The organism is Microscilla marina ATCC 23134 (genome assembly GCF_000169175.1).
In the GTDB taxonomy this organism is placed as follows: Bacteria; Bacteroidota; Bacteroidia; order Cytophagales; family Microscillaceae; genus Microscilla; species Microscilla marina.
In genome coordinates, this window is record NZ_AAWS01000023.1 from 74,092 (window position 1) to 90,780 (window position 16,689).

The following is a 16,689-nucleotide window of genomic DNA, read 5'->3' on the forward strand; positions in this document are numbered from 1 at the left end:
ATAAATATGAATAACTGATAATTTAATTACCTTTCTGAAAAAATCAGAAAATCAATCAGACAAAATGAGTGTAGAAAAAGAATTGCTTGCCCGAAGCGAGTCGAAGTGTGAACTGTGTAGTGCTACCAATGGTTTAAGGGTGTATGAAGTGCCTCCAACTGCTGAAGGAACAGCTGAGCAAAGTGCATTGGTATGTAACACCTGTCTTGAGCAAATAGAAGCGCCTGAAAAAGCTGACCCTAATCACTGGCGTTGCCTCAATGATAGCATGTGGAGCCAGGTGCCAGCAATACAGGTGATTGCTTGGCGAATGTTGACGCGTTTGCAGGGAGAAGGTTGGCCTTCTGACTTGTTAGATATACTATACCTAGAGCAGGAAACGCTGGCTTGGGCAAAAGCTACTGGCGAAGGCAACGACTCTACCGAAGATGCCATTGTACACAAAGACAGTAATGGAGCCACCTTGCAAGCAGGCGATACGGTAGTGCTTGTTAAAGATCTCAATGTAAAAGGAGCTAATTTTACGGCTAAACGTGGTACTGCGGTGCGGAATATATCGCTAACGCATGATAATGCTGAACATATAGAGGGGCGCGTAAACGGACAACACATTGTTATTCTGACCAAATTTGTCAAAAAGTCGTAAACAATGAATATAATATTGTTTTAGCTAACAGAGTTGCAACAAAAAAAGTGACCCATTACATATCGCTTGTAGTGGGTCACTTTTTTTGTGTCCATTCCATAAAACCTGGCTTGTTTAAATTGTTGGAGCTTATAATCAGGCTACAAAATGGGTTATTTGAACATAGAAAATATAACAGCCAATGTTCAAACAGATGTTTACAACTTATCTACTACCAATTTATAAGTAGGATCTTCTACAATGTTTACATCAATGATACGCTCTGCGTTCTTGAGTAGTTTATAACAATCGGGGCTTAGGTGTTTGAGGTGTATTTTTTTGCCTACCTTCTCGTAGCGTTCAGTAATCTTATTCAATGCTTCAATGGCTGACATATCTACCACCCTGCTTTCGGCAAAATCGATGATTACTTCCTCAGGATCGCCCAATACATCAAATTTATCACTAAAAGTACTTACCGAGCCAAAAAATAAAGGACCATATATTTCATAGTGTTTTATTCCGTTGTCGTCAACATATTTACGGGCACGAATACGCTTGGCGTTGTCCCAGGCAAATACCAATGCAGCAATGACTACCCCAATGATTACAGCAAGTGCTAGGTTGTGCAATACCGCGGTGATCAATGTTACCAACACCATAATAAAAATATCTGATTTAGGCATTTTGTTAAGTGTACGCAAGCTTGCCCATTCAAAAGTACCAATTGATACCATAATCATTACTCCAGTAAGGGCAGCCATAGGAATCATTTCAATAATGCTGGAACCAAACATTACAAATACCAATAGTAGTATAGCGGCTACAATACCCGATAAACGCGCCCTGGCACCAGAAGAAATGTTAATTAAACTTTGACCAATCATAGCACAACCTCCCATGCCGGAAAAGAAACCAGAAAAAATATTGGCAAACCCTTGCGCCACTGCTTCCTTGTTGCCTCTTCCACGGGTTTCGGTAATCTCATCAATAATATTTAGCGTGAGTAAACTCTCTATCAAACCAACCCCTGCTACTATAAAGGCATAGGGAAGAATGATTTTGAGAGTAGCAAAAGTGAAAGGAATGACTGGGATATGAAAAGGAGGGAACCCACCTTGAATAGAGGCTTTGTCGCCTACTGTAGCTGTATCTATGCTCATAAAAAACACCAGGCCAAATACGACCAATATTGCAACCAGTGAAGAAGGTACGACCTTGGTCAGTTTGGGTAAACCCCAAATAATAACCATAGAAAGTAACACTAACCCAAGGAATATAAATAATGGTTCGCCTGTAAGCCAGTCTCCGGTAGGGCCTTTAAATTCGCCAAGCTGGGCGCTAAAAATAATGATGGCGAGCCCATTGACAAAACCAAAAATGGCAGGGTGTGGAATCAAACGGATGAGCTTTCCTAGTTTTAAAAAACCAGCTGTAGCTTGTATAACACCTGCCAAAATCACGGTGGCAAATATATACTCTGCGCCGTGTGTCTTGGCCAGGGTTACAATCACTGCAGCAATGGCACCAGTAGCTCCTGAGATCATTCCGGGGCGTCCGCCAAAAATAGCGGTGACCAACCCCACCATAAAGGCTGCATAAAGCCCGGTAAGTGGAGACAACTTAGCCATTAACGCAAAAGCAACTGCTTCTGGCACCAAAGCAATGGCTACGGTCAAACCTGATAAAATTTCGTTTTTGTAATTGACCTTTTGAGAAAGATCAAATAAGTTAAAATACTTTTTCATACAATAAGTCTAAGGAGCAATATAATCACTGAGAAGTCTTCTCTGGCCTTTTAATTTTGCAGGCGCGAAGGTAACAATTTTTAATGGAGCTTGGTGGCTTGCTGTCAAAGTTTTGAGGAAGTAGCATTAAAAGCTGATACAACATTGATTTTTGACAAGACCGAATATAATTCTAAAGGAAAAAATGGAGGTTATTTTACGATATACAACAGAAATAATCTTTAATTCATACAATAAAAAACTATTTTTGAGGATGTATACTTAGCTAAATATTAAAAAGGTCTTATTTTGAAAGTATATAGATTTTGTGGGTGTTTATTAAGTGAGAATGGGATTGTAAAACTTGTTTGGAGGGTGTGCTAAAGCTCTAAAGCAAAAAAACTTGAGGGAAGTAGATAATGGTTATCTACCGTCCCCCAAGATCCTTCAACCAGCTATGCATTACAAATGTAAGAAAATATTTTTAAAACACAATGTTTACATGTGAAAAAATATTAAACCTAAGGTTTTTATTGAGCCTTTCATCAACCATCGTTGGGTTACAACCAATCCCTTTTGAGCTTGTCAAAAGCAATGATGCCACTCAATACTGCTCCTGGAATGCCCTGCCCAGGGTAAGCAGTGTCGCCACATAAATAAGCTTTGTGTTGATCAAGACGAGCACCTACCATTTGCCAAGGTTTTGTGTTCATGTATTGTGGGTAACCACCCACAAATCCGTAGGCGCGTCCTGTCCATTTTTGCCATGACTTTTGGGTAGACGAATGACTATAGATAATATCTTCTTTGGCAAGAAAACCTTTTTGTTCCAATGTGTCGAGAATGACTTGTTCTACCAGATCTTTGTTGATGTTTGTATTTTGTGCAGGGTGGGCTATATGTGTGCTTATCGAAGCCACCATTTGTCCTTTAGTGTCACATCGACTGGGGTCTTTGGGGTGGCTTAGGCTTACAAAAATACTGTGTGAACCTACTTCGGGCAATGGCTTGGGTAGGTGTATTTGGTGATGAATGCAATTTTGTGGGGTATGTTTACCAGGTGTAAAACCAATGCCCATTTGAAAAGCACTGTTGAGTTTTTCAGAAGGTAAAACCTTATGCTTAAGTGTAGGCTTTACAGCATTTTTGTACAATTGTACCGTATTATTGAGTGGTACACCTGATATAAGAAAATCACAGGTATAGTTACCTTTTTTTGCTGTTATGTTATATTGTTGATTTACCGTATTGTATTCGATCTGTTGTACTCCATTTCGTAGTATTACTTCCGACCCATGTTGCTCTAAATATTCAATCAATGGATTGACGAGGTTAATCAAACCACCGGGCATATAATAGTTTTTGTAATTAGTATAACAAAGTGCGGTTGCTCCAAACAACACATTTACTTCAGGGTGGTAGTTTTGGGCGGTAATGAGGAGTTGCTCATCTACAAAATTGACAAACAGTTGATTGTCCAATAAATCAAACTTTTTGAGTAGCCACTGCATCGAAAAAAAAGCGTACCGGGCATAATTCACCTGTTGTACACTGGCATTGCGTATACATTGCCACCAGTCGGCTAGTTGAGTAGGAGGGAAGGCTGTTTGACGCAGGGAGGTTTTCCAAACGAATTGACTCACCTTATAGCAGAACTCCCAAAACTTGCGTTGATTTTTTTTGCCAAAAACCCGCTCTGCTTCTGTAATCCAGGCATCTAGTGATTGGTAGCGTTGTGCCACCTGCTGGTCTTTGAGGTGTACTTGCATGGGCAATGACAAATGGATAGTGTTTAGCTTGATGCCAGTCTGATTTAGTAAATACTGTAAAGGCATGTGTGGGTCAAGTCCTACCAGTGTAGTAGCACCACTTTCAAAAACAAAACCTTTACGCCAATAAGAACTAGTGCATCCACCAGGTAAATAATTTTGCTCCAGCACTAAACAGTTGAGCCCTTGTTGGGCAAGCAAACAGGCGGTAGTAAGAGCTCCCATTCCTGAACCCACAATGATGGCTTGATGATGAGTTGATTTCATAGAGTTATCGGCAAAGTTACACTTGTTTCGGTATCAGGCAAGCTGGTTGTTTGAACTTTGCAGATCAGGAGAATGTTTATAAAATTTAAAATTTTTTGCAAGTAGTACATTACAAATAGTAACTTTTGGTCTATATATAGGCAGGTACAAAACTTCACTTTATTTGAAAACATAATTTAGCGGTTTTTGCTAAGCTTTTTCGAGAAAGAAATTGTTCTGAAAAGGAAGGTAAATGCTTGAGTGACCACATAAAATTTTGTTTTTTTTTATTTTTAAAAACTTTTAATAGTTATAAGGTCGGAGTGATTCAAAAAAGCAAAAAAAAAACAACGGTAAAAATACCATTATTAGTAAAGCCAGTATTGGTGGCTTACGCTTTGCTTCTTAGAGTTGTTTCGGATTTATTTATTACATTGCAAAGAAAGTGAAACAAAAACAGTAGAGATATTGTTTGGTGTATGACTGCTTTCAAAATCATTTTTACTAATTTTTTTGTATTAGTAACACTTTATAAATGAGAGCAATAATTGCACGTAAAGAACACTTCAACGCAGCCTATCGTTTACATAACCCTGATTGGAGCGAAGAAAAAAACCAAGATATTTTTGGACCTTATAATAATCCAAATTATCACGGTTGCAATTTTGACCTTGAGGTACAGGTCATAGGTGAGATAAACCCTATAACTGGCTATGTAATGCGTACCGAAGATTTGGCTGTATTGGTGAAAACCCAAGTGTTGAATAAGTTCGACCATAAGAACTTGAATTTGGATCTTGAGGAATTTGAACGCCTGAATCCCACTATCGAAAATATCGCAATGGTTATTTGGCGAATTTTGAGAGAAAAGCTGGATCCTAAACTCGATTTAAAAATCAGACTGTATGAAACAGAGAGAAACTTTGTTGAATTCCCTGCGTCCTAATAATATGAATGGAAAGCACAAAAATGGAGTTCATAATCACAAAAATAATGACAAAATGAACATGGAGGAGATGGGGGACGAACACGTAGCCTCTTCTTATGAGACTCCTTTACGTGAGGATGCATTTGAGGTGAGCGATGATACTAAAATTAAACTCATTGAGGAGCGTTTTCGCGAAATTATGGAAATTATGGGGCTCGACCTAAGTGATGATAGCCTGAATGGCACTCCTCACAGAGTAGCTAAAATGTATATTAAAGAAATTTTTAGTGGGTTAAACCCTGCCAATAAACCAGCACCTACTTTGTTTGAAAACGTGTATAAGTACAATGAGATGTTGGTAGAAAAAGACATTACGTTTTTCTCTAATTGTGAGCATCACTTTGTGCCCATTTATGGCAAAGCCCATGTAGCCTATATTTCAAGTGGTAAAGTGATAGGCTTATCTAAAATTAATCGAATTGTTCAATATTTTTCGCGCCGCCCACAGGTACAAGAACGCTTGACTATTCAGATTGGTAAAGAATTGGAAAAAATGTTAGACACTGGAAGCGTTGCAGTGGTAATGGATGCTGCCCACATGTGTGTTTCATCACGTGGTATACAAGATACCAACAGTACTACGGTAACTTCATATTATAGTGGTAAGTTTCAGGAAGAAGCCACCCGTAATGAGTTCTTAAAGTATATAGGAATGAACAAATAAGTTGCTGTAAGACATACAAATAATATAAGAGGTTGGCTATGGCCAGCCTTTTTTCTTAACAATTGCTTGATAGTAAATAAACAAAAATTTAATTGGTAAGTGTTTGGCTATGAATTTTTTATGGGTTCAAAATGCACTTATCTGAAAAAAAACACCCAGTATTTGTCATTTTTCTGTCAGTAGAGCATTGTTATTAGTGGAAGGATTTTATAATCACCGTTTTTCTAAAAAAAACTAATTCGGGACCTCTTTTTGCCTGATGTAGAGGTACCCACCAACATAAAAGGCATCTGAAACTTCAGATGCCCTTTATCAAAAAATATTGAGGGAATTATTATAAATAATGTTAATCCATTTTTTGCCTGATGGATTATACTTTCACTTATCAAGTACATTTTACCTATCCAATCTCTCCCCCCTTTGTAATAAATTTTTAATGTTTTTTGCAATAGGGGGAAAGATCAGGATAACCTACTCACCTTTACTACCTCATTCCTTAAAGTAACTTACCTAAATTTCATTTCAAAAAAATACCCTCCAGAGAGGGTAACTAATCATTATTCCTTTTTTAGCGGTTTGACAATTAATCATCATTTGTGTCAAAGTCCTTGTCGATGCCATGTATTTTGTAAGAAACCAAACGGCTCAATGGCAGCTGTTTGTTGGTTTTTTTGTTCATTTTTTGGATAAAATCAATGGTAACTCCGTGTATTTTGCACGAAATTAACCTGGAAGCAGATGCTTCTTGATAGCCTAGTTTATTGAGTGCTTGTACAAACTCAGGAGTTACTCCGTGAATCTTAAAACTGGTAAGTTTAGATGCACTTAGTTGGTTATATCCCATTTTCTTAAAATCCTTGACAAATTCAGGCGTGACTCCGTGTATTTTAAACGCAATAAGTTGAGCAGCAGATAAGTTGGTTATACCTGTTCTTTTCATGTCATTCATAAATTCTTCTGTCACTCCATGAATTTTAAAACCTGTAATTTTATTCATAGAAATGTCGCCAAACTTCTCACGCGATGCTTTCACAAATTCAGGTGTGACCCCATGAATTTTAAAAGCAATCAGTTTGCTTGCTTTAAGGTCGCTACCAGCGACTTTTTTCATGGCATTCATAAACTCTTCTGTCACTCCATGTATTTTGAAAGCAATTAGTTTATTCAATGAAATATCTCTAAACCCGGCATTGTGTATTTTTTTGATAAACTCTGGAGACACATTGTGGATTTTTAAGGCAATGAGTTTAGAGGTGGAGAAATTTTTGTACCCCGTTTTTTTAATGTCTTTCACAAACCTTCTACTTACGTTGTGTAGTGTCATTGCCATGAGTTTGTTGTTGCTTATTTTGTCAAAACCTTCCTTTTGCAAGAAATTGCGAAAATCCTGATTGGGTTGAAAAGTAAAATCACCCGCACCTGCCTTGCCTACAAAAGCTCCGTTAAAGCTAAGTTTGCCCGCATCGCGACTGAGCGTGAAAGTATGGTTTTCTTTGCTGTTGGGTTGGAGCCCACTAAATTCCTGTTGTTTGTATGATGAGCTACTGTTCCAACGACTATGCTGCCCATTGTCTCCTTCGCGGTTTATGGTCATCTGCAGCCATACTTTGTTATTTTTTCTTAGTTTGGCTACCCATTCACCTTTTACATTGGTGGTAGATGAATTGTTTTGAGCATTGATTTGGCAAGAAGCCAACATAGTTGCCAGGATAATGAGTGATAATATGCGTTGCATAAAGTACATGGTTATATAGTTTACTAATTGATTATTTGATGCGTTATTTTAAAAATCAAAAAAGGAAACTATTACTTTAGAGAAAGGTTACAGGCAGACCATAAGTTTTCTTGAAAATGTGTATCAGACCAACCACTGTGTAGGCTTGTGTTATGTATAAAAGCAAAAAAATAAACATTAAGTTAAACAACAAATACCAGGTGAGGCGTTTGTTGTGGAACATGAAATAACTGACATGATGAAGAAAAAACTACGAATAGCTCTACTGATACTTTGGTTTATGCCTGGTATGATGTCCAATGATTTAAGTTTTGCTCAAGTAAATGTATCACATACTGGAGCACAGCTTTCTTATGGAACCCGGTTCGACGATATCACCACTGGGCTCAATACCCAGAATGGGCAAATGCTTACCTTTATTATAGATAATTTCTCTACCTGGCCTTACGGTGATAATTTTTTCTTTGTAAACTTCTTTTCGGGTCAGTTTTTAGACGCCAACAATCAACCCACGGGCAACAACTACAGCTTGTATGCCGAGTGGCAACCGCGAATTAGTCTTAAGAAAATATTTAGTGGAGGGGGAGAAGACCCCAAGAAGCGTTACCGGATTAAAAACCGTCAGGCAATCAGTTACAACAATGCGTTTGGCGTAGACGATATTTTATTGGCAGGGCAAATCAACCAGGGTGAAAACTATCATGCTCGAATGATTGGATTATCGGTCAACTTCAGGGTGCCGCTATTCAATGTGTTTTTTATCAACGGGTACTACCGTTATGACAACTCCGATTTTAAGACTTATCAAATTACCGGAGTTTGGGGGTTGCCTATTCGTATTAGCAATCGATTAGAGTTCTCCTTTCAGGGCTATTTTGACATGTTTCAAAGCCAAAACGATGGTTTTGATATTTTGACCCAACCCAATATTGCCTGGAAGGTAAGCAAGCTTTTTAGCGAAGACCCTCAAAATACTTTTAAAATAGGGGTAGAGTGGTTTTATCACCGAAATAGTACCTGGACAACAAGCACCCCACAGTTTTTTGTGCGCTGGGCGTGGTAAATTTCAGCGCATATTTTTAACAATTTAAACGAACTATGTGCATGAGTATTTTTAAAAAGTTTTTGAAGGATTTGGCAGATGATGCCGAAAAAGAAATCAATGGTTTTTTGGATAAATTAGAGGAAGAAGCCAATACACAAAAAACACCATCGCCATCTAATGGAGAAGGCAGTCACTTTCACGACTCTTACTCTAATACACCTCACACCGACGAAGAAGAACAAAGTAGTGGTAGTTATGAGCCTGACAAAACCTGTTGGAAATGTAAGCAGGCTACAGTATATCATCTGGGGACTGATTTTGTCAATGGTAATCCAATGACTGGAGCCAGCGATTGTGAGGTAGATCACATTTATCGTTGCAAAAGCTGTGGAAATAAATGGACAGAATCTTATTAAAACAAAAGGATACATCAACAAAAATATTCTTAAATTGTATCTTCAATAGGCTTTTGATTTATTAACCAAAGGCCTGTTCCTTTTTGTAATTCAAACCAATTATTGTGAAAAAAAACTTGACAGGATTTGCTGTATGCCTCTGCCTTTTGTCTTGGTTTACAGGCTGTGGTAACGCTCAAAAAAATACCGCAAAGGCCGCTTTTTTAGCCGAGCCTGCGGCAATGAAGCAATCACAAATTACCGCACCTAAAACTAAAGTGTACCCTATGTTAGACAGCATTGCTACCCTTACCATTGGTGGGCACAAACTAGACATACGTAGCCCAAAAGGGGAGGTAAAAGGAAATATTGTAGTATTGCCAGGCTGGAACTTCCCTAAAGAAGATTGGTGCAACAAATCATCTTTGTGTAAAAAAGCACTTGAACAAGGGTTTAGGCTAGTTTTGCCCGAAATGAGTAAAAGCGTGTATTCGGCAAAATTTTATCCGCAGACCCTTTCAGGTTGGAAGAAATACCCTGACCTCAATTGGGTAATAAAACAAATGCTTCCGGGTTTACAAAAAGACTATGGTATACTGCTTACTTCACAAAAAAACTTCTTGTTAGGGTTGTCTACTGGTGGGCGTGGGGTAGTAGCCATAGGCATGGCAGCACCAGCGTTGTTTGTAGCAGGTGCGGCGCTTTCGGGTGACTATGACCCTACCAAAATGACTGCTGATCGTTTGATGATTGGGTATTTAGGGAGTTATGGGCAGTTTCCGGCACGTTGGAAAACAGGAGCAGAAAACCTGGTATACCACGCCAAAAAACTAAAAATGGGTTTATACATAGGACATGGCAAGCAAGATCGTATTGTGCCCTTTGCTCAATCTTTGTTGTTATACAATGCCTTAAAAAAAGTAACCCCTGACCTTAAAGTGAAATATCATTGGACTAAAGCAGGACATAATTATAAATATTGGAACTCAGAAGTAGACAATATGCTGGCTTTTTTTTGCGAGTTTTTGTGAGAAAGGCAATGGTTGGTTAATAATACCTCTCTCTGGCTGATTAACCAGAGAGAGGGAAATGTTTAACTATCCCTAGAAAGAAGGACAAGGGAAAAAGGTTTTCTTCCTTTTCCTGGCTTTTTTCCAGGTATAAATCACGCTTATTTCGTGGGCATTGTTCAACCGCATATCCTTACCGTTGATACCTGCATCAAAGCTATAGCTAATGCCCCAGTTATTGAAGCCAAGCCCTGCCATGAGCACTATAGCATCGTTATTAGGCAAATCGTGCGCGTACTTTTCAAATACCCACCCTCTGTATACAACTCCCGCAATGCCTTGTACATTACTGGCGGCTTTGTGTTTATACCTAAAGGCATAACTGATAGGAAAATGGGCATAAACGCCCAAGTCCATTTGCTTAAAACTTCCTTGTTCCTTGTACAAAAAAGTAGGGCTTAACGAGCTGTTAATATCGTGAAATAAAGGAATGCGTGCTCCTGCGTAAATAGTAGCTCTGGTAGCCACCCTGGTGTTGAGCTGGTCTTGAGCAAAAAAGCTTTGTTCAGGGCGGTTCAAATGATTGACCGATACACCTGCCCAAAACACCTCGTTGTGTAGTAACAATCCAGCGCCTACACTAGGGTAAAATATACTTTCGCTGATGAGTTTTTCGGAGTTATTTGGGTTGATTAAGCCTGAGTTGTCAAACTGATCTACAAATTTAAGGTTATTTTCCAACCTTTTGTTGATCACCCCAGCTTCCATAGCGGTGCGCAACCGCCAGGTTTTACTCAACTTGATAGCGTAGCCATACTGCATTGCCACGTGATAGGCTACTACACCTACTTTTCCCTGTTGGTCACGTAGTATAAAACCACCCACATTGCTTCCACTTTTACCAAAACTATGGTCGAGAGATACCAGCGTGGTATTCATTCCGCTTGATACCTCCGCCCATTGTGCACGACTGGTCATAGCAAAACGAGTACCTGCAGTACCTACCGATGCAGGGTTGTGGTACAAAGGAACGTTATAAAATTGTGAAAACTGGGGGTCGGTTTGTGCTTGTGCGATCATGTGCAGGCACATAAATAAGCACATGAATATATTGTATTTAATTAACTTCATGGGGAGATAATTCTTTAGCTTTATGTGTAATACAGGCTGTCTCATTACTCAAACGTTGCCAAATTTTATATCTGGTAGATTTCAAAAACCCTCCAGTTATGGTTAGTATTTAGAGTAGTATCCTTCTAAAATCTCTTATGAGATAGCCGCAAGTAACTTATAGTATTGAGTGTTGTTTTTATACACAAAGGCTTGTATTAAATAATACCAATCCTGTCTGATCACTTACTTGTTGATATGATAAATATACACCTGTATAACAATTTATTTGTTGCTCTGTGGATTGGTATATGTATTTTGAAAGCCTTGGTGCTTAGTAACGTGTTCGCCCCGTAAACGGGATTTCGGGCATAGCCCTCAACAATAACTGTCCGATTTAGAATAAATCCGCTTTACTACCTTTCGTTATTTTTATTGCCCGTAGTACCGTCCCACGGTCTGGCTCAACATCCCCCGGATGTTGCCTTGAGCGCAAAAACCGATGGCTAAAGCTTCGCTTTGCCGAGCTCTGCCAAAGGCTAAATGCCTCAGTCAGTTGTGCGTATTTGTCCTAAAAACCAAAAACTTATTTTGAGCACGTTACTTAGCAAATGTTATTTTACCAAGTGGATCATGGCTTGTTTTTCTTTGTTTTTACCATTGATGCCCCGGTACACTACTTTACACCTAAAGACGCCTGCATTGGCAATCTGTCCTTTTACGGTGCCATTCCAGGCACTGTCTAGCCTGTTTGAGTGAAAAATTAAGGTACCCCAACGGTTATAGATCATAATATCAATGTGTTCAAGGTAGCGCCCAAACACTTTGAAAAAATCATTGTTTCCGTCTCCATTGGGTGAAAAAGCCTCAGGGATATACACGATCGGGTCGCAAAGTGTGGTTACCTTGATGCTATCCGTACGCTCACAGCCATGTACTGTTTGGGTGGTGACTGTATACAATCCTTCTTTTGCAATAGTGATGTACCTTGAGGTTTCACCCGTATTCCAGGTATGCCCATAATTTTCGCCCCCATCCAGTTCCAGGTTTCCTATGTCTTCCAGACATACCGTAGTATCTTGCTTGGCAATAGGAGCAGGCAATTCGTGTACTGTAACGGGGACTTTAGTAAGGGGCGATTCGCAACCTTTGGCATCTACTATATTTACATAATACTGAGTAGAGGTGATTAATACTGGAGTTTGATATAGGCTATCTGTCACTCCATTGATGGGTGATGTTTTAAGCGAATCATTATACCAACGGTACTGCCCATTCGCTGCCCCGCTTATTTGTAATATAACGCTATTGCCTGTACAACCCTCATTTGCAATGATTTGAGGGGCATTAGGCAATGGGTTTACGATTGCCTGAGCCAAAGTGCGGGGACTTTCGCAACCGTTCACTCCTACCTGCGATACATAAAAGTTGGTGGTACTTGTCAGTAGATCAGTAGTATAAGTTTTCTCTGTACCAGCCTTAAATGGAACTGTACTGGTGCTGTCAGTATACCACCTGTATTCATAAGTATTGTTTTCATTGATGGTAAGGGTGATTTTACCACTCCCGCATACTTCTTGATTGCTGCTAACTATAGGAGCCCCCGGAGTAGGTTTTACATCAGCTATTACTGCGGTCATTGGACTTACACAACCATTATTGCTTACAGCTGCCACATAGTATGTGGTGTTTTGATAAATGGGGGGCGTATTAAACGTGGCAGAGTCTGCTCCAGAAATGGAGTCGACAGTATTGGTAGAGGTATACCAACGGTAAATGCCACTGGTGCTACCACTTGCTTGCAATAATATACTATTGCCCGCACAACCTTTGCCTGGGGTTACTGTAGGAGCTGGGGGCAAAGGGTTTACTGTTATTAACACCTCGGTACGGCTACTTTCGCAGCCAGCGGCTGAGGTTTGCGATACATAATATTTGGTGTTAGCAGTAAGTGCCCCGCTCGTAAACGTTTTAGCACCAGAAGATTGAAAAGCAGTGCCTCCTGTCGCTACATTGTACCAGTTAAAAGTATTGGTGTTGGTTTCGTTGATAGTGACAGTAGCATTTTCTCCACTACAAATGCTAACGCCTGGTACTTTAGGAGCTGCCGGAGGAGCCTCTACTTGTGCCACTACTGAGTCGAGTGCGCTGGTACACCCAATGGTACTTTCGGCGGTTACATAAAAAGTAGTGTTGGTAGCCAAAGGCGGTGTAAGGTAAGTGCTATCGTTAGCCCCAGCGATGATGTCTGCGGGGTTTTTGGATGTATACCAGTTGTATTTGCCTTGTACCCCTCCACTTACCTTCAATAATATTTGTTCGCCAATACAGCCTTTATTGTCAATGACCTTTATCACGGGCAAGGGATGCACTTGCCCGGTAATTTTGGTACGGGCACTTTCACAACCATTAACCGCACTTACCTGCGACACATAAAAAGTAGTATCTTTGCTAAGTATCCCAGTAGTAAAAGTTTTGTCAGTAGATGCTTGAAAGGCAGTGCCTCCTATACTGTCTTTGTACCAGTGATAAGTATTGGCATTGGTTTCATCTACTGTAAAAGTAATGGTACCTTGCACACATACATCAGTTACTGTCATTTTGGGTGGTAGCGGTGTAGACAACACTACAGTACTCATGGCTACTTTATCACTTTCACACCCATAATCATCCACTGCTGCTACATAATAAGTGACACTGTTGGTGGCAAACGGAGGATTGTAAATATTGGTCACTTCCCCGCGAATAGAATCTGCCGAATTGGTAGATGTAAACCATTTATACCTACCATTTGCACTGCCGCTGGCTTCTAGCTGTAGGTTTGCCCCACAAGCAGGTGCCACAGGCACGGGTATGGGCTCGGGTACTTTGGGCGATTTGGGTGGAATCACTACTGAAGCCTGAGTCTGGCAACCACTTACTGACTTAAGCGTAACGGTGTAAGTATCACCAGGGGTAGGGTTGGTTACAAACACGCTTTGTCCGGTTTGCCCATCCGACCAGTTATATTCGTCATAGCCTATAGGTGCTGAAAGAGTTACCCCATTGATGTTGAAACAATAACCACTGACCGACACTGACTGAAGCGAACATCCAGTAGTAAGGTAGCAGTAGCCAAAGTGCCCACCCAACGTACAGTCATTGGTGGTAAATTTAATCGTGATTTTTTGCCCAATGTAAGGCATCAGGTCTACCGCCACGGTTGTCCAGTCTTTGTAGCGAATGCGCCCTTTAGACTGAAAACCTGGGATATTGCCCCCCGAAACAAATTTAACCGAGCTACAGGGAATAGGTTGCCCTAAAGCATCGAACATGTTAAACTCCAGCCCCGGTTGTTGGTGGGGTTGATGGTTGGGGTCTTCCAGTACTACGGCATATTGATATTGAAAAGTTGACTGAGCGGCAGTTACTGTAAAAGTAATTTCCATTGATTCAGCCTTTTTGCTTGAGGCGTCATTGCCTAACCTTACCGAGTGTGTTGCACCAGCAGGTACAGTCGGAATTCCCACTAAGGGGTCTACTCCTGGAGTCATGATAGTATGTCGACCATTGACCAACCCAGGGGTTGGCAAAGTGATCACTCCACTACCGTCAATACTTCCAGTCTGGCCAGTCCATGCACCAAAAGTTCCACTCTCGAAACTAATATCAGTACAGCTCACTATTTGTGCTTGAGCATACGAGGTCAGCAGCCCGCTTATGATTAAAATTAAGCAGGCGATTGTATATTTTCTCATCGATGTATAGTATAGTATATAAAGAAGGGCTGCTGAGCCTAGATATTTACTTGAGTAATAGAATGTTGATGTGGGGCTTGCCAACAGGCAATAGAATAGAAGGCGTTACCCGGTATGTTGGCAGGTAACGCAAAAGTATATTTTGCTAAATTCATATTTTATAAAATTTTGTGGCGTAAAATAATATGTAAAGTAAGAGAGTTGTAGGAAGGTAAAAAAGTGTCTTTTTGTAAAAAACTTACAAATGTTAGAACTTTTTTTGTTTAGGTGGTATAATTAAAGGTTAATTTTGTGTATGTTTTAGTTAATATAATATTATAAAGGTGAGCTTAATTTTTGAATAATGTGGAGAGGAACTGCGTAGCATCAATCCCTCAGACAAGTAGTTAATTATTGAGTTTATATTGTATTGGTAATCTGTAAACTTAGATAAACCCTTGTTTTTGTGTTGTAAAAGTTCACTGATGTATTTTGTCTTTTCCGAACTTATTTTTTGGAGGCTAAGTGGGGCACATCTAAGTGTACGCTAGACTACACCAGCGTAAAAGTGTGTAGAGTTAGCACCTTGTTTTTTGAAGTAAACCTTGTATAAACTTAGGTCGCAGGCGATGGTTTTTGTCGATTTTGAGGCTTTATATTACAACTTTTTGTGTAAGTAAGCCTGGTAGTAGTCTGATTATGATAGCGTTTTTAATCACTTTACTTAACATAATTGATTATTATAAGACTTGTTGGTCAAAGCAATTTACCTCAACTCTAGCATTGTTACCAGTCCTTTGGTGACTTGTTGAACTTCTACCCAAGCAATTTTGTCAAAAGAGCTATGTATTAGAGCCAATGATGTTTCGTCGGTTTTGCTTAATCCAGTAAGCATTGTCAACGCCAGCATCAATTTTACTGAGGGTTGGTATACTTTTAAGCCAAACTTTACCACGCCTTGCGGGGTGAGCCATAGCGAAAGAGCCAATTGGGTAGTGTTATAATGCTCTAGTATTTCTTGTAGATAAGGAGGGAAGGCGTTAACCTTATATAAGTCTGCCAAAGCAAGTGCATGGTGATACTGGGTAACAAGCGTTTGTGTAGCGTCAAACAAGAGTTCTATTTGTTGAATACCCACTCCAGAAAAATCTTCTCCGTATTGAATGCCCTTAAATGCGGGCTGGTATTGGGTCCACCTATAAAACAAGCGTCGGTTGAGGCTGTCTTCATCAAGTGTAGCAAGTATTTCGGTTGCAGTTAAATTTACGGGAGCATGCCACCCGGCATTTGCTCCCAAGGTGTTTAGCTCTATCCAACTCCCCAGTGTGTTGGGTTGCCAGCGTTCGCCCAGCGTTTCTAGTCGTTGCAAGCGAGTCATTGCCACCCCTAGTTCTTGATGATAATAATTGGCGTGACTTTCTAAAACCTCAAGTGTTTGTCCCTGCGTACTGAAAGTAAGGCAGTTACGTTGTTGAGTTGTGGCTGCACTAAATAAAGCAGGAGGTACACTCAGGTATTGCCACCATTTTTTTAACAGGGCAATGTTGGTGTCGTTTTGCAATGGGGTGTTGCCAAGCATCCACTGCATTTTTTGATCAAACTGAAGTGTAAGGTTTTTTGAAAGACTTTTAGAAAACATTGATGTGTAATAATTTAAAA

12 protein-coding genes are annotated in these 16,689 nt (G+C 39.9%); 6 read left to right on the forward strand and 6 right to left on the reverse strand.

Annotated elements, in window-relative coordinates:
• Positions 1–64: 64 nt before the first annotated feature.
• Positions 65–646, forward strand: a complete 582-nt coding sequence (locus M23134_RS20705; RefSeq protein ID WP_002699506.1) for a PhnA domain-containing protein — start codon at positions 65–67, stop codon at positions 644–646.
• A gap of 197 nt (positions 647–843) precedes the next feature.
• On the opposite strand, the gene M23134_RS20710 is transcribed toward M23134_RS20705, so the two are convergent.
• Positions 844–2,373, reverse strand: a complete 1,530-nt coding sequence (locus M23134_RS20710) for a SulP family inorganic anion transporter (protein WP_002699507.1) — start codon at positions 2,371–2,373, stop codon at positions 844–846.
• A 539-nt stretch (positions 2,374–2,912) separates the two neighbouring features.
• On the reverse strand, positions 2,913–4,388 hold the full coding sequence (locus tag M23134_RS20715; RefSeq protein WP_002699511.1) for a phytoene desaturase family protein: 1,476 nt from the start codon (positions 4,386–4,388) through the stop codon (positions 2,913–2,915).
• 514 nt (positions 4,389–4,902) lie between these two features.
• On the opposite strand from M23134_RS20715, the gene M23134_RS20720 reads away from it, so the two are divergent.
• Both M23134_RS20720 and folE read left to right on the forward strand, forming a co-directional pair.
• Positions 4,903–5,313 (forward strand): 6-carboxytetrahydropterin synthase, encoded by a 411-nt coding sequence (locus tag M23134_RS20720; RefSeq protein WP_002699514.1) that lies wholly within the window; start codon positions 4,903–4,905, stop codon positions 5,311–5,313.
• A gap of 4 nt (positions 5,314–5,317) precedes the next feature.
• On the forward strand, positions 5,318–6,019 hold the full coding sequence (folE, locus tag M23134_RS20725; RefSeq protein WP_002699515.1) for a GTP cyclohydrolase I FolE: 702 nt from the start codon (positions 5,318–5,320) through the stop codon (positions 6,017–6,019).
• Between the two features lie 583 nt (positions 6,020–6,602).
• Here folE and M23134_RS20730 read toward each other — a convergent pair.
• Positions 6,603–7,754, reverse strand: coding sequence for a hypothetical protein (locus M23134_RS20730; RefSeq protein ID WP_002699517.1), 1,152 nt, complete (start codon positions 7,752–7,754; stop codon positions 6,603–6,605).
• A 235-nt stretch (positions 7,755–7,989) separates the two neighbouring features.
• On the opposite strand from M23134_RS20730, the gene M23134_RS20735 reads away from it, so the two are divergent.
• The 3 genes from M23134_RS20735 to M23134_RS20745 all read left to right on the forward strand — a co-directional run bounded on the left by M23134_RS20735 (position 7,990) and on the right by M23134_RS20745 (position 10,225).
• A complete protein-coding gene (locus tag M23134_RS20735) occupies positions 7,990–8,817 on the forward strand; it encodes a hypothetical protein (RefSeq protein WP_002699519.1) in 828 nt (275 codons plus the stop codon).
• A 41-nt stretch (positions 8,818–8,858) separates the two neighbouring features.
• Entirely contained in the window at positions 8,859–9,215 is a 357-nt protein-coding gene (locus M23134_RS20740) for a hypothetical protein (RefSeq protein ID WP_002699520.1), read from the forward strand.
• Positions 9,216–9,436: 221 nt separating this feature from the next.
• The gene (locus tag M23134_RS20745) at positions 9,437–10,225 is read left to right on the forward strand and encodes a prolyl oligopeptidase family serine peptidase (RefSeq protein ID WP_198145063.1); all 789 of its coding nucleotides are present in this window, start codon (positions 9,437–9,439) and stop codon (positions 10,223–10,225) included.
• Between the two features lie 72 nt (positions 10,226–10,297).
• On the opposite strand, the gene M23134_RS20750 is transcribed toward M23134_RS20745, so the two are convergent.
• The 3 genes from M23134_RS20750 to M23134_RS20760 form a co-directional block, all read right to left on the reverse strand.
• Entirely contained in the window at positions 10,298–11,335 is a 1,038-nt protein-coding gene (locus tag M23134_RS20750) for a PorP/SprF family type IX secretion system membrane protein (RefSeq protein ID WP_075164057.1), read from the reverse strand.
• Between the two features lie 593 nt (positions 11,336–11,928).
• Positions 11,929–15,051, reverse strand: coding sequence for a T9SS C-terminal target domain-containing protein (locus M23134_RS20755; protein WP_002699523.1), 3,123 nt, complete (start codon positions 15,049–15,051; stop codon positions 11,929–11,931).
• A gap of 745 nt (positions 15,052–15,796) precedes the next feature.
• A complete protein-coding gene (locus M23134_RS20760; protein ID WP_002699525.1) occupies positions 15,797–16,669 on the reverse strand; it encodes a hypothetical protein in 873 nt (290 codons plus the stop codon).
• Positions 16,670–16,689: the final 20 nt, after the last annotated feature.